11 protein-coding genes and 2 riboswitches are annotated in these 16,813 nt (G+C 65.9%); of the genes, 6 read left to right on the top strand and 5 right to left on the bottom strand.

The window, feature by feature from the left end:
• Positions 1-94: 94 nt before the first annotated feature.
• Entirely contained in the window at positions 95-3,805 is a 3,711-nt protein-coding gene (gene metH / locus KCG88_RS02110) for a methionine synthase (RefSeq protein ID WP_210711623.1), read from the bottom strand.
• 155 nt (positions 3,806-3,960) lie between these two features.
• On the opposite strand from metH, the gene KCG88_RS02115 reads away from it, so the two are divergent.
• Both KCG88_RS02115 and nfuA read left to right on the top strand, forming a co-directional pair.
• Positions 3,961-6,252 (top strand): fatty acid cis/trans isomerase, encoded by a 2,292-nt coding sequence (locus tag KCG88_RS02115; protein WP_047337187.1) that lies wholly within the window; start codon positions 3,961-3,963, stop codon positions 6,250-6,252.
• 142 nt (positions 6,253-6,394) lie between these two features.
• The gene (gene nfuA / locus KCG88_RS02120; protein ID WP_011061936.1) at positions 6,395-6,979 is read left to right on the top strand and encodes a Fe-S biogenesis protein NfuA; all 585 of its coding nucleotides are present in this window, start codon (positions 6,395-6,397) and stop codon (positions 6,977-6,979) included.
• A 199-nt stretch (positions 6,980-7,178) separates the two neighbouring features.
• Here the strand turns inward: nfuA and cobM are convergent, their stop codons facing one another.
• The 4 genes from cobM to KCG88_RS02140 form a co-directional block, all read right to left on the bottom strand.
• A complete protein-coding gene (gene cobM, locus KCG88_RS02125; protein ID WP_047287710.1) occupies positions 7,179-7,925 on the bottom strand; it encodes a precorrin-4 C(11)-methyltransferase in 747 nt (248 codons plus the stop codon).
• Positions 7,926-8,007: 82 nt separating this feature from the next.
• Entirely contained in the window at positions 8,008-8,421 is a 414-nt protein-coding gene (locus tag KCG88_RS02130; RefSeq protein ID WP_210711624.1) for a cobalamin biosynthesis protein, read from the bottom strand.
• Positions 8,418-9,119, bottom strand: coding sequence for a CbtA family protein (locus KCG88_RS02135; RefSeq protein ID WP_047337185.1), 702 nt, complete (start codon positions 9,117-9,119; stop codon positions 8,418-8,420). The genes KCG88_RS02130 and KCG88_RS02135 overlap by 4 nt, the downstream gene beginning before the upstream one ends.
• Before the next feature lie 11 nt (positions 9,120-9,130).
• Positions 9,131-9,319, bottom strand: coding sequence for a CbtB-domain containing protein (locus tag KCG88_RS02140; RefSeq protein ID WP_011061932.1), 189 nt, complete (start codon positions 9,317-9,319; stop codon positions 9,131-9,133).
• Between the two features lie 96 nt (positions 9,320-9,415).
• Positions 9,416-9,642: riboswitch (cobalamin riboswitch) on the bottom strand.
• 141 nt (positions 9,643-9,783) lie between these two features.
• A riboswitch (cobalamin riboswitch) is annotated at positions 9,784-9,996 on the top strand.
• A 97-nt stretch (positions 9,997-10,093) separates the two neighbouring features.
• Between KCG88_RS02140 and cobW the strand changes: the two genes are divergently transcribed.
• The 4 genes from cobW to KCG88_RS02160 all read left to right on the top strand — a co-directional run bounded on the left by cobW (position 10,094) and on the right by KCG88_RS02160 (position 16,723).
• The gene (gene cobW / locus KCG88_RS02145; protein ID WP_011061931.1) at positions 10,094-11,164 is read left to right on the top strand and encodes a cobalamin biosynthesis protein CobW; all 1,071 of its coding nucleotides are present in this window, start codon (positions 10,094-10,096) and stop codon (positions 11,162-11,164) included.
• A gap of 3 nt (positions 11,165-11,167) precedes the next feature.
• On the top strand, positions 11,168-14,938 hold the full coding sequence (gene cobN / locus KCG88_RS02150; RefSeq protein WP_210711625.1) for a cobaltochelatase subunit CobN: 3,771 nt from the start codon (positions 11,168-11,170) through the stop codon (positions 14,936-14,938).
• Between the two features lie 127 nt (positions 14,939-15,065).
• Entirely contained in the window at positions 15,066-16,073 is a 1,008-nt protein-coding gene (locus tag KCG88_RS02155) for an AAA family ATPase (protein WP_210711626.1), read from the top strand.
• A 53-nt stretch (positions 16,074-16,126) separates the two neighbouring features.
• Positions 16,127-16,723 carry a VWA domain-containing protein gene (locus KCG88_RS02160; RefSeq protein WP_210712126.1) on the top strand — a complete coding sequence of 199 codons (597 nt, stop codon included), beginning with the start codon at positions 16,127-16,129 and terminating at the stop codon, positions 16,721-16,723.
• Positions 16,724-16,813: the final 90 nt, after the last annotated feature.

Genomic DNA, 16,813 nt, shown 5'->3' on the forward strand with positions numbered 1-16,813 from the left:
GCCCGGGGTGGCGGGCGGCCGTTGGAGCGAGCTTGCCAGCGAAAACGCCCCGGGGGCCGCCTTCGCCGGCAAGCCGGCTCCTGCACAACCTGGGTCAGTTGTCGTAGCCCAGGTTGGGTGCCAGCCAGCGTTCGCTCACGGCCAGGTCCTGGCCCTTGCGTTCGGTGTAGCTCTGCACCTGGTCCTTGTCGACCTTGCCCACGGCGAAGTACTGCGCCTGGGGGTGGGCGAAGTACCAGCCGCTGACCGCCGCCGCCGGGAACATGGCGAAGTGCTCGGTAAGGAACACGCCGCTGCGGCCGGCATGGCCTTCGCTGGCCTCGGGGTCGAGCAGGGCGAACAGGGTGCTCTTCTCGGTGTGATCCGGGCAGGCCGGATAACCCGGGGCAGGGCGGATGCCGCTGTACTGCTCCTTGATCAGCGCCTCGTTGTCCAGTTGCTCGTCCTTGGCATAACCCCAGTACTCCTTGCGCACCTGCTGGTGCAGCCATTCGGCGCAGGCTTCGGCCAGGCGGTCGGCCAGGGCCTTGACCATGATCGAGTTGTAGTCGTCGCCGGCGTCCTGGTAGGCCTTGGCCACTTCTTCGGCGCCGATTCCGGCGGTGGTGATGAAACCGCCCACGTAGTCGGTGACGCCGCTGTCCTTGGGCGCAACGAAGTCGGCCAGGGAAAAGTTCGGTTTGCCATCGGTCTTGATGATCTGCTGGCGCAGGTGGTGCAGGCGCGCCAGGGGCTGGCCGTCGTCGCCGTAGACTTCCAGGTCGTCGTCCTGCACCTGGTTGGCCGGCCAGAAGCCGAACACGGCGCGGGCGCTGATCAGCTTTTCGTTGATCAGCTTGTCGAGCATTTCCCGGGCGTCCTTGTACAGCGCGGTAGCGGCTTCACCCACCACTTCGTCTTCGAGGATGCGCGGGAACTTGCCGGCCAGGTCCCAGGAGATGAAGAACGGCGTCCAGTCGATGTATTCGGCCAGCACCTTGAGGTCGATGTTGTCCAGCACCCGGGCCCCGGTGAAGGTCGGCTTGACCGGCTGGTAGCTGCTCCAGTCGAACTGCGGCTTCTTGGCGATGGCCGCGGCGTAGCTCAGGCGCTCGGTGCGGGCGCTGCGGTTGGCGGTGCGCTCGCGCACCTCGACGTATTCCTCGCGGGTCTTCTGCACGAAGCCGGCCTTGAGTTCCTTGGACAGCAACTGGGTGGCCACGCCCACGGCGCGGGAGGCGTCGGTGACGTAGACCACTGCGTCATTGCTGTACTTGGGCTCGATCTTCACCGCGGTGTGGGCCTTGGAGGTGGTGGCGCCACCGATCATCAGCGGCAGGTGGAAATCCTGGCGCTGCATCTCGCGGGCGACGTGGACCATCTCGTCCAGGGACGGGGTGATCAGCCCGGACAGGCCGATGATGTCGCACTGCTGTTCCTTGGCCACCTGGAGGATCTTCTCCGCCGGCACCATCACCCCGAGGTCGACGATGTCGTAGCCGTTGCAGCCCAGGACCACGCCGACGATGTTCTTGCCGATGTCGTGCACGTCGCCCTTGACCGTGGCCATGAGAATCTTGCCCTTGGCTTCCGGCTTGTCGCCTTTTTCCAGCTCGATGAAGGGAATCAAGTGGGCCACCGCCTGTTTCATGACCCGGGCGGATTTAACCACCTGGGGCAGGAACATCTTGCCGGCGCCGAACAGGTCGCCGACCACGTTCATGCCGGACATCAGCGGGCCTTCGATCACCTCGATCGGGCGGCTGAAGCTTTGGCGCGACTCTTCGGTGTCTTCGACGATATGGGTGGTGATGCCTTTTACCAGCGCGTGTTCCAGGCGCTTGTTGACGTCCCAGCCGCGCCATTCCTCGGTTTCCGCTTCCTTGACGCTACCGTCGCCCTTGAACTGGTCGGCGATGGCCAGCAGCGCGTCGGTGCCGTTGGGCGTGCGGTTGAGTACCACGTCTTCCACGGCGTCGCGCAGCTGTTGCGGGATCTGGTCGTAGATCTCCAGCTGGCCGGCGTTGACGATGCCCATGGTCAGGCCATTGCGGATCGCATACAGCAGGAACACCGAGTGGATCGCCTCGCGCACCGGGTTGTTGCCGCGGAACGAGAACGACACGTTGGACACACCGCCGGAGCTCAGGGCATAGGGCAGCTCGTCGCGGATGTAGGCGCAGGCGTTGATGAAATCAACGGCGTAGTTGTTGTGTTCCTCGATACCGGTGGCCACGGCGAAGATGTTCGGGTCGAAGATGATGTCTTCCGGCGGGAAGCCCACTTCATTGACCAGGATGTCGTAGGAGCGCTTGCAGATTTCCTTCTTGCGCGCCTCGGTGTCGGCCTGGCCGATCTCGTCGAAGGCCATCACCACCACGGCGGCGCCGTAGCGCTTGCACAGCCTGGCGTGGTGAATGAACTGCTCGACGCCTTCCTTCATGCTGATGGAGTTGACGATGCCCTTGCCCTGGATGCACTTGAGGCCGGCCTCGATCACTTCCCACTTGGAGGAGTCGATCATGATCGGCACGCGGGAAATGTCCGGCTCGCCGGCGATCAGATTGAGGAAGGTCACCATGGCCTTCTTCGAATCCAGCATCCCCTCGTCCATGTTGATGTCGATCACCTGGGCGCCGGCTTCCACCTGCTGCAGGGCGACTTCCAGGGCCTCGGTGTAGTTGTCTTCGCGGATCAGCCGGGCGAACTTGGCCGAACCGGTGATGTTGGTGCGCTCGCCGACGTTCACGAACAGCGAGTTGCGATCGATGGTGAAGGGTTCCAGGCCCGACAGGCGGCAGGCCTTGGGGATGTCCGGGATCTGTCGCGGGGCATAACCGGCCACGGCCTTGGCGATGGCGCCGATGTGCCCTGGGGTGGTGCCGCAGCAGCCGCCGACGATGTTGAGGAAGCCGCTCTGGGCGAACTCTTCGATGACCTTGGCGGTTTGTTCCGGCAGTTCGTCGTACTCGCCGAATTCGTTGGGCAGGCCGGCGTTGGGGTGCGCCGAGACGTGGGTGCTGGCCTTGTTCGACAGCTCTTCCAGATAGGGGCGCAGCTCGCGGGCGCCCAGGGCGCAGTTCAGGCCCACCGAGATCGGCTTGGCGTGGGCCACGGAGTTCCAGAAGGCTTCGGTGGTCTGGCCGGAGAGGGTGCGCCCGGAAGCATCGGTGATGGTTCCGGAAATCATGATCGGCAGTTCGAAGCCCAATTCCTCGAACACGCCCTGCACGGCGAAGATCGCGGCCTTGGCGTTCAAGGTGTCGAAGATGGTCTCGATCAGGATCAGGTCGGCACCGCCTTCGATCAGGCCTTTGGTGGCCTCGGTGTAGTTTTCCACCAGTTCATCGAAGGTGACGTTGCGGTAGCCGGGGTTGTTGACGTCCGGCGACAGCGAACAGGTGCGGCTGGTCGGGCCCAGGACTCCGGCGACGAAACGGGGCTTGTCCGGGGTCTCGAGGGTTTTTGCGTCCGCCACCTTGCGCGCCAGGCGGGCGCCTTCTACGTTCAATTCGTAGACCAGTTCTTCCATGCCGTAGTCGGCCTGGGACACTTGGGTGGCGTTGAAGGTGTTGGTCTCGAGGATGTCGGCACCGGCATCCAGGTAGGCTTTTTCAATGGCGCCGATCACGTCCGGGCGGGTCAGCACCAACAGGTCGTTGTTGCCCTTGACGTCGCTGGGCCAATCGGCAAAACGCTTGCCACGGTAGTCATGCTCTTCGAGCTTGTAGCTCTGGATCATGGTGCCCATGCCGCCATCGAGAATCAGAATGCGCTCTTTGAGGGCTTGCTGGAGGGCGTGGAGGCGAGCACTGCGATCAGACATGAGAACTACCTGGTAAGGCCATTACGAAGGGCGGCGATCATAACAAACCTGCATGGTTTTGCGGCATGCGTGGCTTTTGCATGAATATCGCTCATGTTGGTCGGTGGGTGAGACCGGTAGAATCGCGGCGTTTTTTTTCTTTCGGGACCAGGGACATGCCGTTTCGTTTTATCGTCAGCAGCGCGCTGCTGCTTCTGAGTTCAGTGTGCATGGCACAAGGTCCGGCGCCGGCGATTTCCTATACCCGCGACATCCAGCCGATCTTTACCGAGAAGTGCGTGGCCTGTCATGCCTGCTACGACTCCGCTTGTCAGCTCAACCTGGGCAGTGGTGAAGGGGCCAGCCGCGGTGCTTCGAAGATTCCCGTGTACGACGGCGAGCGTAGCAAGGCCCAAGCGCCTACGCGGCTGTTCTATGACGCCACTGGCCAGCGTGCCTGGCAGCAGAAGGGTTTCTATTCGGTGCTTGACGCCCAGGGCAGCCAGGCGGCGCTGATGGCGCGCATGCTGGAATTGGGCCATCGCACCCCGCTGCAACCCAACGCCAAGCTGCCCAGCGAGATTGCCCTGGGCCTGAGCCGCGAGAACATGTGCCCGCAGCCAGCGGAGTTCGACGCCTATGCCGGGGCTCACCCCAAGGAAGGCATGCCCCTGGCGGTCACCGGCCTGACCGATCAGCAATACCTGACCCTGCAACGCTGGCTGGCCTCAGGCGCGCCCATCGACGAGCAAGGCCTGGCCCCCAGTGCCCGGGAAAGCCTGCAAGTGGCGCAGTGGGAAAACCTGCTCAACGCCCCTGGCGCCCGGGAGAGCCTAGTGGCGCGCTGGCTCTACGAGCACTGGTTCCTCGCCCATCTCTATTTTGAAGGCGGCGAGCCGGGGCACTTCTTCCAGTGGGTGCGTTCCCGTACCCCCAGTGGCCAGCCCATCGACCTGATCAACACCCGTCGCCCCAACGACGACCCGGGCACCCAGGTGTATTACCGCCTGTGGCCGGTGCAAGGGGTGATCGTACACAAGACCCATATCACCTACCCGCTGAGCGCGGCGAAGATGGCCCGGGTCAAGACCCTGTTCTACAGCGGCGACTGGCAGGTCACGGCCTTGCCGGGCTACGGACCGGCGCGCCGGGCCAACCCGTTCGAAACCTTCGAAGCGATTCCGGCCAAGGCACGCTACCAGTTCATGCTGGATAACGCCGAGTACTTCGTGCGCACCTTTATCCGTGGCCCGGTGTGCCGCGGGCAGATCGCCACCGATGTGATTCGCGATAACTTCTGGGCGCTGTTCCAGGCCCCCGAACATGACCTGTACATCACCGACCCGGCCTATCGCGGCCAGGCCACGCCGCTGTTGGCCATGCCCGGGCAGAACGATGACGTGGGCAGCGTGCTCAGCCTGTGGCTGGCCTATCGCGACAAGCGCAACGAATATGAAGCCCTGCGCCGCGATTTTTATGCCCATGCCCCGGCCCCGAGCTGGTCGACCCTGTGGGCCGGCAACGACAACGCGCTGCTGAGCATCTTCCGCCACTTCGACAGTGCCTCGGTGACCAAGGGCCTGATCGGCGAAGTGCCACAGACGATGTGGCTGTTCGACTACCCGCTGCTGGAGCGCACCTACTATCAATTGGCGGTGAACTTCGACGTGTTCGGCAACGTCTCCCACCAGGCCCAGACCCGGTTGTACTTCGACCTGATCCGCAACGGCGCCGAGCAGAACTTCCTGCGCCTGATGCCCGCCGGCACCCGTGAGGATTTCCTCGACGATTGGTACCAGAACAGCGGCAAGTTCAAGATGTGGCTGGACTACGAGTCCATCGACGACGACAAGCGCAGCGCGCTGAAGCTCGACCTCAAGGACCCGAAAAAGGATTTCGCCAACCAGTTGCTGGCCCGCTATGGCGACCTCAACGCCAAGCCGGATCCGATCAACCGCTGTGACAGTGCCTACTGTTCACGCCCGAACATCGAGCCGGCGCTGCAGGATGCCGAGCAGGCCCTGAGCCGCCTGGCGTCGCGCCCGGCGGCGGGCCTCAAGGTCATCGAACAGTTGCCGGAAGCGACCCTGCTGCGGGTCCAGGCCCCGAGCGGCAAGCGCGAGTTCTACAGCATGCTGCGCAACCGCGCCCACAGTAACGTGGCCTTTATGCTCGGCGAGTCGCTGCGCTATCAGCCGGGGCTGGACACCCTGACCATCTTCCCGGGGATTCTCAGCAGCTACCCGAACTTCATGTTCAACGTACCGGCCGGGCAAGTGCCGGAGTTCGTCGACGCCATGCAGGCGGCCCGGGACGCCGCCAGCTTCGAGAAGATCGTCGAGCGCTGGGGCATCCGCCGCAGCCATCCGCAGTTCTGGCAGTACTTCCATGACCAGACCCGCTACCTGCAGGAAACCGACCCGGTGGAAGCCGGGGTCCTGGACATGAACCGTTACGAAAACCTCTGACATAGAGCTGTCATCGCCCCCGGACTGCGCCTTGGCGCGGCCGGGGGGCGCGCTATACCAAAGTCTATCCCGACAAAAATACTAGGACTTTGTCAGCGGCTTGGATTGGCGTAAACTGCGCCCACGTCTGCGAGGAACCACCATGAGCGCCATAACCATTACCGACGCCGCCCACGATTATCTGGCTGATCTGCTGTCCAAGCAGAACACCCCGGGGATTGGCATCCGCATCTTCATCACCCAGCCAGGGACTCAGTACGCCGAGACCTGCATCGCCTATTGCAAGCCGGGCGAAGAGAAACCCGAAGACAAGGCCCTGGGCCTGAAAAGCTTCACCGCCTACATCGACGCCTTCAGCGAAGGCTTTCTCGATGATGCGGTGGTCGACTACGCCACTGACCGCATGGGCGGCCAGCTGACCATCAAGGCGCCCAACGCCAAGGTGCCGATGGTCAATGCCGACAGCCCGGTCAACGAGCGCATCAACTACTACCTGCAAACCGAGATCAACCCGGGGCTGGCCAGCCACGGCGGCCAGGTCAGCCTGATCGACGTGGTCGAGGACGGCATTGCCGTGTTGCAGTTCGGCGGCGGTTGTCAGGGCTGCGGCCAGGCCGACGTGACCTTGAAGGAAGGCATCGAGCGCACCCTGCTCGAGCGCATCCCCGAGCTCAAGGGCGTGCGTGACGTCACCGACCACACGCAGAAAGAAAACGCCTACTACTAAGGCGTTCGCTGCAAACAAAAAAACGGCGCCCCGTGAGCGCCGTTTTTTATACCCCCAAGCCAGCGCCCCCCAAAAGCCTCCAGCGCGGCAACATAGGAACTCCAACCTCGTAGGAGCCGGCTTGCCGGCGAAAGGGCCCTCAAGCCTTGCACCAATGCCCAGATCGCCTTCGCTGGCCAGCCAGTTCCCGCAAAGGGGGTCAAGGGCGGTAGAGGTGTGCGTGCCCGGCGCGGTACAGCGACGATTCGCTGAATGCATCCGTGGCCAGCACCCGGCCCACCAGAATCAGGGCCGTGCGCCGAAAGCCCTTGGCCGCCACCTGCTCGACGATGTCCGCCAGGGTGCCCTGGGCCCAGTCCTGATCCGGCCAGGTGGCGCGGTGCACCACGGCAATCGGGCAGTCTGCGCCGTAGTGGGGCAGCAACTCGGCAACGATCTTCGGCAGGTGATTGACCCCCAGGTGAATGGCCATGGTGGCGCCGTGGGCCGCCAGGCTGGCAAAATCCTCGCCGGCAGGCATCGCGGTCTTGTCCGCGTAGCGGGTCAGGATCACGCTCTGGGACACGTCCGGCAGGGTCAGTTCGGCCCCCAGCAGGGCAGCGCAGGCGGCGGTGGCGGTGACCCCGGGGATGATCTCGAAGGGGATGCCCAGCTCCCGCAGGCAGCGAATCTGTTCGCCGATGGCCCCATAGAGGCTCGGGTCGCCGGAATGCACCCGGGCTACATCCTGGCCCTGGTCATGCGCTTGTTTGATGGCCTCGATGATCTGTTCCAGGTGCAGCTCGGCGCTGTTGATCACCCGCTCCGCGCTGTGACCTTCAAGGACGGCCTCGGGCACCAGGGAGCCGGCGTAGATGATCACCGGGCAACGATGGATCAGGCGCTGGCCCTTGACGGTGATCAGTTCCGGGTCGCCGGGGCCGGCGCCGATGAAATAGACAGTCATGGCTGTGTCCTGTGAAAAAAGGTCGGGAGCCGTGCTTCAGATGAAGATTGCTCATGATCGAAGGCGGGAATTATCGGGGATTCTACCGGGTGGCGACCAATGCCAGGGTGGCCTGGGCGTATTTTTGCCGGGGGACCAGCAGTGTGGCCGGGCCGGGTGACAGCTGTTCGGCCAGGGCCAGGGCGGCACTTTCGGCCACGCCGTAGCAGCCGGTGCGTTCGAAGGCGATGTGCGAGCGATGGCTCAGGCGCAGGGCAAAGGGGGCGAGCTGGCCGCTGCTGAAACAGGTCAGCGGCAGTTCCAGTTGCTCCGCCAGTTGCAGCAGGCCGGGTTCGTTGCGCTTGAGGTCGATGCTGGCCAGGGCCAGGACCTGCCGGGCCTGCCACTGGTGCGCCGCCAGGACCTGGTCGAGCAAGGCGCGCAGCGTGGTCACCGGGCAGCCTTTCTGGCAGCCCAGGCCGACCACCAGGGTCGGCGCTGCGCTCACTTCGATCATGCCGAGTACTGGCCCGCGCCCTTGCGTCGGAACAGCCAGGCGCTGATCAGCCCGAGGGCCAGCCAGAAGGCCGCATTGGTCAGCTGCGAGGCGATCTTGAACTGCGCTTCCAGTTCTTCCGGGGCCAGCATCGAATGCACTTCCGGCTGCGGCGCGCCGATCACGTGGGGTACGGCGATGATGGCCGCGCCCAGGACCTTCAGCAGCCAGTTGCGGGCGAACACGATCAGGGCAATACCCACAGCGGTGGAGGCGGCGGTGCCGACCCACCAGATCTGCCGTTGTGCCAAATCGGCTGCGGCGGTGCCCGGCAACTCCGGCGGCAACCCCAGGGTCGGCGCCAGGCAGAAGGTGGCATAGCCGGCCAGGCCCCAGAGCAGGCCCTGGGACGTGCGGTTGGGCGCGCGCAGGGTGTAGAGCCCGGCCAGCATCAGGGCGAAGCCGACCGCCACCACCAGATTGCCGCCGGTGGTGGACAGGGTGCGCTGCCAGCCGTCTTCCGGCTCCCAGGCCTCGGCATCGTGGCTATGACCGGCCATGGCGCCTTCGGCGTGTTCGTGGACTTCGGCCGCGGGGGCCTTTTCATAGGTTTCCGCCTGCAGGATCAACGGGGCGACCCAGAAACTTTGCAGCAGGGTCAGCAGCAGGGCGGCCAAGAGGCCGGTGAAACCTGCGGTTTGCGCGATACGCTTGATCATGTCGGCAGGTCTCAATGGCAAGGGAAGGCTGCGCTGTGACGGGTGTCGTGGGCCGCGTTGTGCACAGCTTCGATATGGGAGAAGCCGGCGAAGTACACCAGGCAGGCGCCGAGGATCGAAGCGCCGATGGCGGCCACCAGGCGTTGGCTCAGGGTGGAGGTCGTGCTGGCGGAGTGGCTGGTGCTGCTGATGATCGACATGGCGCTTCCCTTTTGGAGTGTCAGCGGGGTAGCGGCGCAGGAAAACCCCGCGTGATGGCCACGCAGGGTTTGCAACAGCGCCCGCCCACCGCGGGTTGTTATGTAAGTGTTGCGGGCCGGTCTCCGGGCTTGCGAGGGGCAGGGCTGTGTCATGCCGTGCCGGCAAGTGTCGCCTTCCCATGCCTTGGCACAGTGGATCTGACACTTCGCTCGCTTACCGTTGCGGGGGCAGCACCGGACTGGCCACGGCTTTTTAGTTAAGCACGTGATTCACCGGTTTCCCGTTTCACCCTGTGAAGGGCACCCGTAACAAGGTGTGTAGGAGATCATGAGCCGGGCAGGGGCGTCAATTGCCGTGACCGCTGCGCAGGTGTGCGCCGCGCTCGTGCAAGGTTCAATGGCCCTTTCGCCGGCAAGCCGGCTGCTACGGGCGCATTGTCGATTGACCGTCCCCCTGGCTCTGCGTAGCCTTGCGCTTTCGAGGTTCTTCGGCCACGGGTCGAAGCTAAGAAGGGAACGCGGTCGATGCCGCGGCTGCCCCCGCAACTGTGAAGGGTTCGAATGCTGCAAGGCCACTGCATGGGCGTCGACGACGCCGGTGGGAAGGCGCAGCAATCGCCGGTCCGACGACTGGCAAGCCCTCAGCCAGGAGACCTGCCTCGATCCGAGATTCTCACTACAACCGGGCGGGGTGATCCGGTGGCGAAATCTCCGCGCGCCCGGCGTTGCGGTTCTCGTCCCGTTTGCCCGCCTCCTTTTGCCAAAGGGCATCCGATGAAAACACTGGCCAAACTTCCCGTCACCATCGTCACCGGCTTCCTCGGCTCGGGCAAAACCACCCTGTTGCGGCACATGCTGGACAATGCCCAGGGCCGGCGCATCGCGGTGATCGTCAACGAGTTCGGCGAGCTGGGCATCGACGGCGAAATTCTCAAGCAATGCGCCATCGGTTGCACCGAGGAAGAGGCCAGCGGCCGGGTCTACGAGCTGGCCAACGGTTGCCTGTGCTGCACCGTGCAGGAGGAGTTCTTCCCGGTGATGCGCGAACTGGTGGCACGCCGTGGCGACCTTGACCACATCCTCATCGAGACCTCCGGCCTGGCGCTGCCCAAGCCTCTGGTCCAGGCCTTCCAGTGGCCGGAAATCCGCAGTGCCTGCACCGTCGATGCGGTGATCACCGTGGTCGACAGCCCGGCCGTGGCCGCCGGCACCTTCGCCGCCTTCCCCGATCAAGTGGACGCCCAGCGCAAGCTCGACCCCAACCTGGACCACGAATCGCCCCTGCACGAGTTGTTCGCCGACCAACTGTCCAGCGCCGACCTGGTGATCCTCAACAAGACCGACCTGATCAGCCCCGAAGACCTGGCCAAGGTGCGCCTGGAAGTGGCCGAGGAGCTGCCGCCTGCGGTCAAGGTCATCGAGGCCAGCAGCGGTCGCCTGCCCCTGGATGTGCTGCTGGGCCTGGGCGCCGGTTCCGAGGAACACATCGACGGCCGCCACAGCCACCACGACCATCACCATGACGGCGATGACGATCACGACGACCACGATCACGACGCCTTCGATTCCATCTCCATCGAGCTGCCCCAGGCCGACGAAAGCCTGCTGCTGGACGCCCTGACCCAACTGGTGGTCAAGCACGGCATCCTGCGGGTCAAGGGTTTCGCCGCCATTCCCAACAAGCCGATGCGCCTGCTGATCCAGGGCGTGGGCACCCGTTTCGACAAACACTTCGACCGCAAGTGGGGCGCTGACGAGGCCCGTACCACGCGCCTGGTGTTGATCGGCCAGGAACTGGACGCCGCCCAGCTCGAAGCGCAACTGCGCGCCGCCCTCAGCGTCTAAGCCATGCACCTGCTCAGGACCCAGCCCGGCGGTTTCGTGTCGGATGACAACATTGCCGACCTGGGACAAACCCCCGCCGAGCTGGTGATCCTGTGCAGCGGCGATTCCAGCCTGGCGCTGCTGGCCGATGCCGCCGAGCAATTGCCCGAGGACTACCCGAGCTTTCGCCTGGCCAACCCGATGCAGGTGCAGAACCACGCCTCGGTGGACTTGTATGTGGACCAGGTGCTGCGCCACGCCAAGGTCATCCTGATTTCCCTGCACGGTGGCATCGCCTACTGGCGCTACGGCGTCGAGCAGTTGGTGGAGCTGTCCCGGCGCGGGGTGCAGTTGATCCTGGTGCCGGGGGACGACCGCCCGGACCCGGAACTCAGCGACTTGAGCACGGTGGCTGCCGGCGAACGCGACCGCCTGTGGCAGTTTTTGCGCCAGGGCGGGCGCGACAACGCCCTGAATTTCTACCGCTGCCTGGCCGGCCTGTTGGGGCGCGACTACCCCTGGAGCGAACCGCAGGCCCTGCCACGCACGGCGATCTACCACCCGCACAAAAGCCAGGCCGCCCTCAGCGACTGGCAGGGCGACTGGCAGCAAGGGCAAGCCGTGGCGGCGCTGCTGTTCTACCGCTCCCATTTACAGGCGGCCAACACCGGCTTTATCGACCTGTTCTGCCAGCGCTTGCTGGCGGCGGGCCTCAACCCCTTGCCGATAGCGGTGGCCAGCCTCAAGGAGCCCGGCTGCCTGAGCCAGGTGGAAGACTGGCTGGATGAAACTGCAACCGGGGTGATCCTCAATACCACAGGCTTTGCCCAGTCCAGCCCCGAAGCCCCGCACCTGCGGCCGTTCCGCCGCAATATCCCGGTGATCCAGGCGATCTGCGCCCAGGACAACGAACCGGGCTGGCGCGACAGCGAGCAGGGCCTGGGGCCGCGGGACCTGGCCATGCACATCGCCTTGCCGGAACTGGACGGACGCATCATCAGCCGGCCCATCAGCTTCAAGGACCTGGCCTGGCGCAGCGAGCGCAGCCAGTCGGACGTGGTGTGCTACCGCGGCCAGCCCGAACGCATGGATTTCGTCGCCGAACTGGCCCGGCGCTGGGTCGAACTGGGGCGCCTGGACAACGGCCAAAAGCGTATCGCCCTGGTGCTGGCCAACTACCCGACCCGGGACGGGCGCATCGGCAACGGTGTGGGCCTGGACACCCCGGCGGCGGCGCTGAACATCCTCAAGGCGCTGCAGGCCGAAGGCTATCCGCTGCCGGCCGAACTGCCCGCCAGTGGCACCGAGTTGATCCGGGAGTTGCTGGGCGGGGTCAGCAACGACCTGGACAGCATTGACCTGCGTCCGTGCCAGCAAAGCCTGGCGCTGGACGACTATGAGCGGATGTTCCAGGCCCTGCCCGAAGTCAACCGCCAAGCGGTGCTGGCGCGCTGGGGCATGCCGCAGCAGGATCCGATGTGCCGCAACGGGCGGATGATGATCGCCGGCCTGCGCTTTGGCCTGACCTTCGTCGGCATCCAGCCGGCCCGGGGTTACCAGGTGGACCCCAGCGCGGTCTACCACGACCCGGACCTGGTGCCGCCCCATGGCTACCTGGCGTTCTACTTCTGGCTGCGCCAGGCCTACGGCGCCCACGCGCTGATCCATGTCGGCAAGCACGGCAACCTGGAATGGCTGCCGGGCAAGGGCGTGGGCCTTTCCGAGCAATGCTGGCCGGATGCGCTGCTGGGGCCGTTGCCGAACATCTACCCGTTCATCGTCAACGACCCGGGGGAGGGCGCCCAGGCCAAGCGCCGTACCCAGGCGGTGATCATCGACCACCTGATGCCGCCCCTGACCCGCGCCGAAACCTACGGCCCGCTGCGCAACCTGGAGCTGCTGGCGGACGAATACTACGAAGCCCAATTGCTGGACCCGCGCCGGGCCCGGGAGCTGCAGCGCGACATCCTCAAGCTGGTGCGCGAGACCCATATCGACCGCGAGCTGCAGCTGGGCGAACAGCTCGACAGCGATGCCGACGCCGCGCTCTGGCTGCCGCGCCTGGACACCTACCTGTGCGACCTCAAGGAATCGCAGATCCGCGATGGCCTGCACCTGTTCGGCGAGTCCCCCGAGGGGCGCTTGCGCATCGACACCCTGCTGGCCCTGCTGCGCATTCCCCGGGGCGATGGCAAGGGCGCCCATGCCAGCCTGCTGCGGGCCTTGGCCAAGGCCTTCGAGCTGGGCTTCGATCCGCTGGATTGCGCCCTGGCCGAACCCTGGACCGGGCGCCGGCCGCAGCCGTTGCGGCAGCTCAGCGAGGCGCTGTGGCGCACCGCTGGCGATGCGCGCGAGCGCCTGGAGCTCTACGCCACCGGGTTGATCGAAGCGGCGCTGCAAGGGCCCGTCCCGCAGTTGGACGAGCCCGGCTGGGAGCCGGTGCAGAGCATTATCGACGGCTTGCGCGAGGTGATCGCGCCGCGTCTGGACGCTTGCGGCCCGGCGGAAATGCGCGGCCTGCTGGACGCCCTGAACGGGCGTTTCGTCCCTGCCGGACCCAGCGGCGCCCCCAGCCGTGGCCGCCTCGATGTGCTGCCCACCGGACGCAACTTCTACTCGGTGGACGTGCGCAACCTGCCCACCACCACCGCCTGGCGCATCGGTTTCCAGTCGGCCAACCTGATCCTCGAACGCCACCTGCAGGATCACGGCGACCACCTGCTGCAACTGGGCCTGTCGGTCTGGGGCACCGCCACCATGCGCACCGGTGGCGACGACATCGCCCAGGCCATGGCCCTGATGGGTGTGCGCCCGGTGTGGGCCACCGGCAGCCAGCGGGTCGACGATTTCGAGATCCTGCCCCTGAGCCTGCTGGACCGGCCGCGGGTCGACGTGACCCTGCGGGTGTCCGGGTTCTTCCGCGACGCCTTCGCCAACCTGATCCGCCTGTTCGACGCAGCGGTGCAAGCGGTGGCGGCCCTCGATGAGCCCGAGGACATGAACCCGCTGGCGGCCAGGGTCCGCGCCGAGCGCGAGGCGCTGATCGCCTCGGGCCTGGAGCAGGATGCGGCCGCGCGCCAGGCCGGCTGGCGGATTTTCGGTGCCAAGCCGGGGGCCTATGGCGCCGGGGTCCAGGGCGCCATCGACGGCCGCTTGTGGCAGAGCCGCGAGGACCTGGCCGAGGTCTACCTGAACTGGGGTGGCTACGCCTATGGGGGCAGCGACGAAGGCACCGCCGCCCGCGAGCAGTTCGCCACCCGCCTGGGGCAGGTGCAGGCGGTGCTGCAGAATCAGGACAACCGCGAGCACGATCTGCTGGACTCCAACGACTACTACCAGTTCCAGGGCGGCATGCTGGCGGCGGTGGAAAGCCTCAGCGGGGCCAAGGCCGCCAGCTATCACGGCGACCACAGCCAGCCGGACCTGCCGAAGATCCGCACCCTCAAGGAAGAACTGAACCGGGTGATCCGCTCCCGGGCGGCCAATCCGAAGTGGGTCGAAGGGGTCAAGCGCCACGGCTACAAGGGCGCCTTCGAAATGGCCGCGACCCTGGACAACCTGTTCGCCTTCGACGCCACCACCGAGCTGATCGACGATCACCAGTACGCCTTGCTGGCCGATGCCTATCTGCTGGATGGCTCGACCCGCGAGTTCGTCCGCCAGCATAATCCCCACGCCCTGCGCGACATGACCGAGCGCCTGCTGGAAGCTCAGCAGCGTGGCCTGTGGCAAGAGCCTGGCGATTATCGTGAAGCCCTGGAACACCTGCTGCTGGATATAGAAGAAGATTCCTGATGCGGCGAGTGCTGCGCACTCGATCGCCAGCAAGCTCGCTCCTACAGGGCTGGCATTGCCGTTGTAGGAGCGAGCTTGCTCGCCAAAGCGTCCTGCGGGACACCCCCGACCCAAGCGAGACCCAGACATGAGCGACACCCCACATTTCCCGCTGTCCGCCGTGGTCGGCGCCGAAGCACTGAAACTGGCCCTGTGCCTGACCGCCATCGACCCGAAGATCGGCGGCGTGCTGATCGAAGGCCCGCGGGGCATGGCCAAGTCGACCCTGGCCCGGGGCCTGGCGGACCTCTTGGCCAGCGGGCAGTTCGTCACCTTGCCCCTGGGTGCCACTGAAGAACGCCTGGTGGGCACCCTGGACCTGGACGCCGCCCTGGGCCAGGGCCGGGCGCAGTTTTCTCCGGGGGTGCTGGCCAAGGCCGACGGCGGCGTGCTCTATGTCGATGAAGTCAACCTGCTGCCCGATCACCTGGTGGACCTGCTGCTGGACGTGGCCGCCAGCGGCACCAACCTGATCGAGCGCGACGGCATTTCCCATCGCCATTCGGCGAAGTTCGTGCTGATTGGCACCATGAACCCGGAAGAGGGCGAACTGCGTCCGCAACTGCTGGACCGCTTTGGCCTCAACGTCGCCCTCAGCGGCCAGCCCGCGCCTGAAGAACGCGGGCAGATCATTCGCCGGCGGCTGGATTTCGACAGCGATCCCCAGGGCTTCTGCGCCCAGTGGGCCGAACCCCAGGCGGCATTGCGCGAGCGCTGCCAGCGGGCGCGGGCGGCCCTGGCCGACATCCCGCTGGACGACCAGGCCCTGGGGCTGATTACCGAGCGCTGCTTTGCCGCCGCCGTGGACGGCCTGCGCGCCGACCTGGTCTGGCTGCGCGCGGCCCGCGCCCATGCCGCCTGGCGCGGCGCCCCGGCGATTGCCGAGGAGGATATCGACGCCGTGGCCGAGTTCGCCTTGCGCCACCGGCGGCGGGAGACACCGCCCAGCGCGCCACAGTCCGGGCAAAGCCCCCAGACACCGGCGCCAGCCAACGCCAACCCCAGCGAAGGCCAGGGCCAATGGGGCGAAATGCCGGCCCAGGCCCTGCCCACCGGCGCCCGTCGTGAAGTGCCCAGCTGGCCAAAAAAGCCCTAGGCATCCGCCCCCGCACTGACCGGGGGGCGGATGCCAAGCCCCGGGCGGGGCACCTGGATCACGGCCGGCAAGGCAAAAGCCGCGAGGCCAGCACCGGTTCGGTCAACTGGCCCGGCACCTTGCTCAAAGGCCGTCCTCGGCAGCGCGAAGACCTGCTGTTTCGCTTGCGCGGCCGCTCGCCCCATGAGCTGTGGCTGGTGATAGTCGACGCTTCGGCCTCGACCCGCCGGCACAGCGCCCTGAGTGATGCCAAGGGCCTGCTGGCGCAACTGTTCGACGACGCCTACCGCCAGCGCGCACGCCTGGCCCTGCTCACCGCCAGCGGCCGTGCGCCGAGCTGGCAGGTCCAGGGCCTGAAGGCCTCCAGGGATTTGCGGCACTGGCTCGACAGCCTGGGTGCCGGCGGCGGCACGCCCTTGCCCCAAGCCCTGAACGAAGCGGCCCAGTGGCTGGAACAACGCCAACGGCGCCTGCCGGCGGAGCAGCAGCGCGTGCTGCTGATCACCGATGGCCGGCTGAAGAACCTGCCACCGCCCAGGCCCCTGAACTGTCCGACCTTGCTGCTCGACATCGAACGCGGCCCGATCCGCCTGGGCCGCGCCCGCGAACTGGCGACTCGGCTCAACGCTGCCTACCAGCCTATCGACTGACTACCTCCCCGACACACCGCACATCCCCCGTAGGAGCTGGCTTGCCAGCGAAAGCGTCCGGCCTGGCGGTGCAAGTCACAAGGGCCTCTT

The sequence above is a fragment of the Pseudomonas sp. MWU349 genome, from assembly GCF_017947325.1.
Classification (GTDB): Bacteria; Pseudomonadota; Gammaproteobacteria; order Pseudomonadales; family Pseudomonadaceae; genus Aquipseudomonas; species Aquipseudomonas protegens.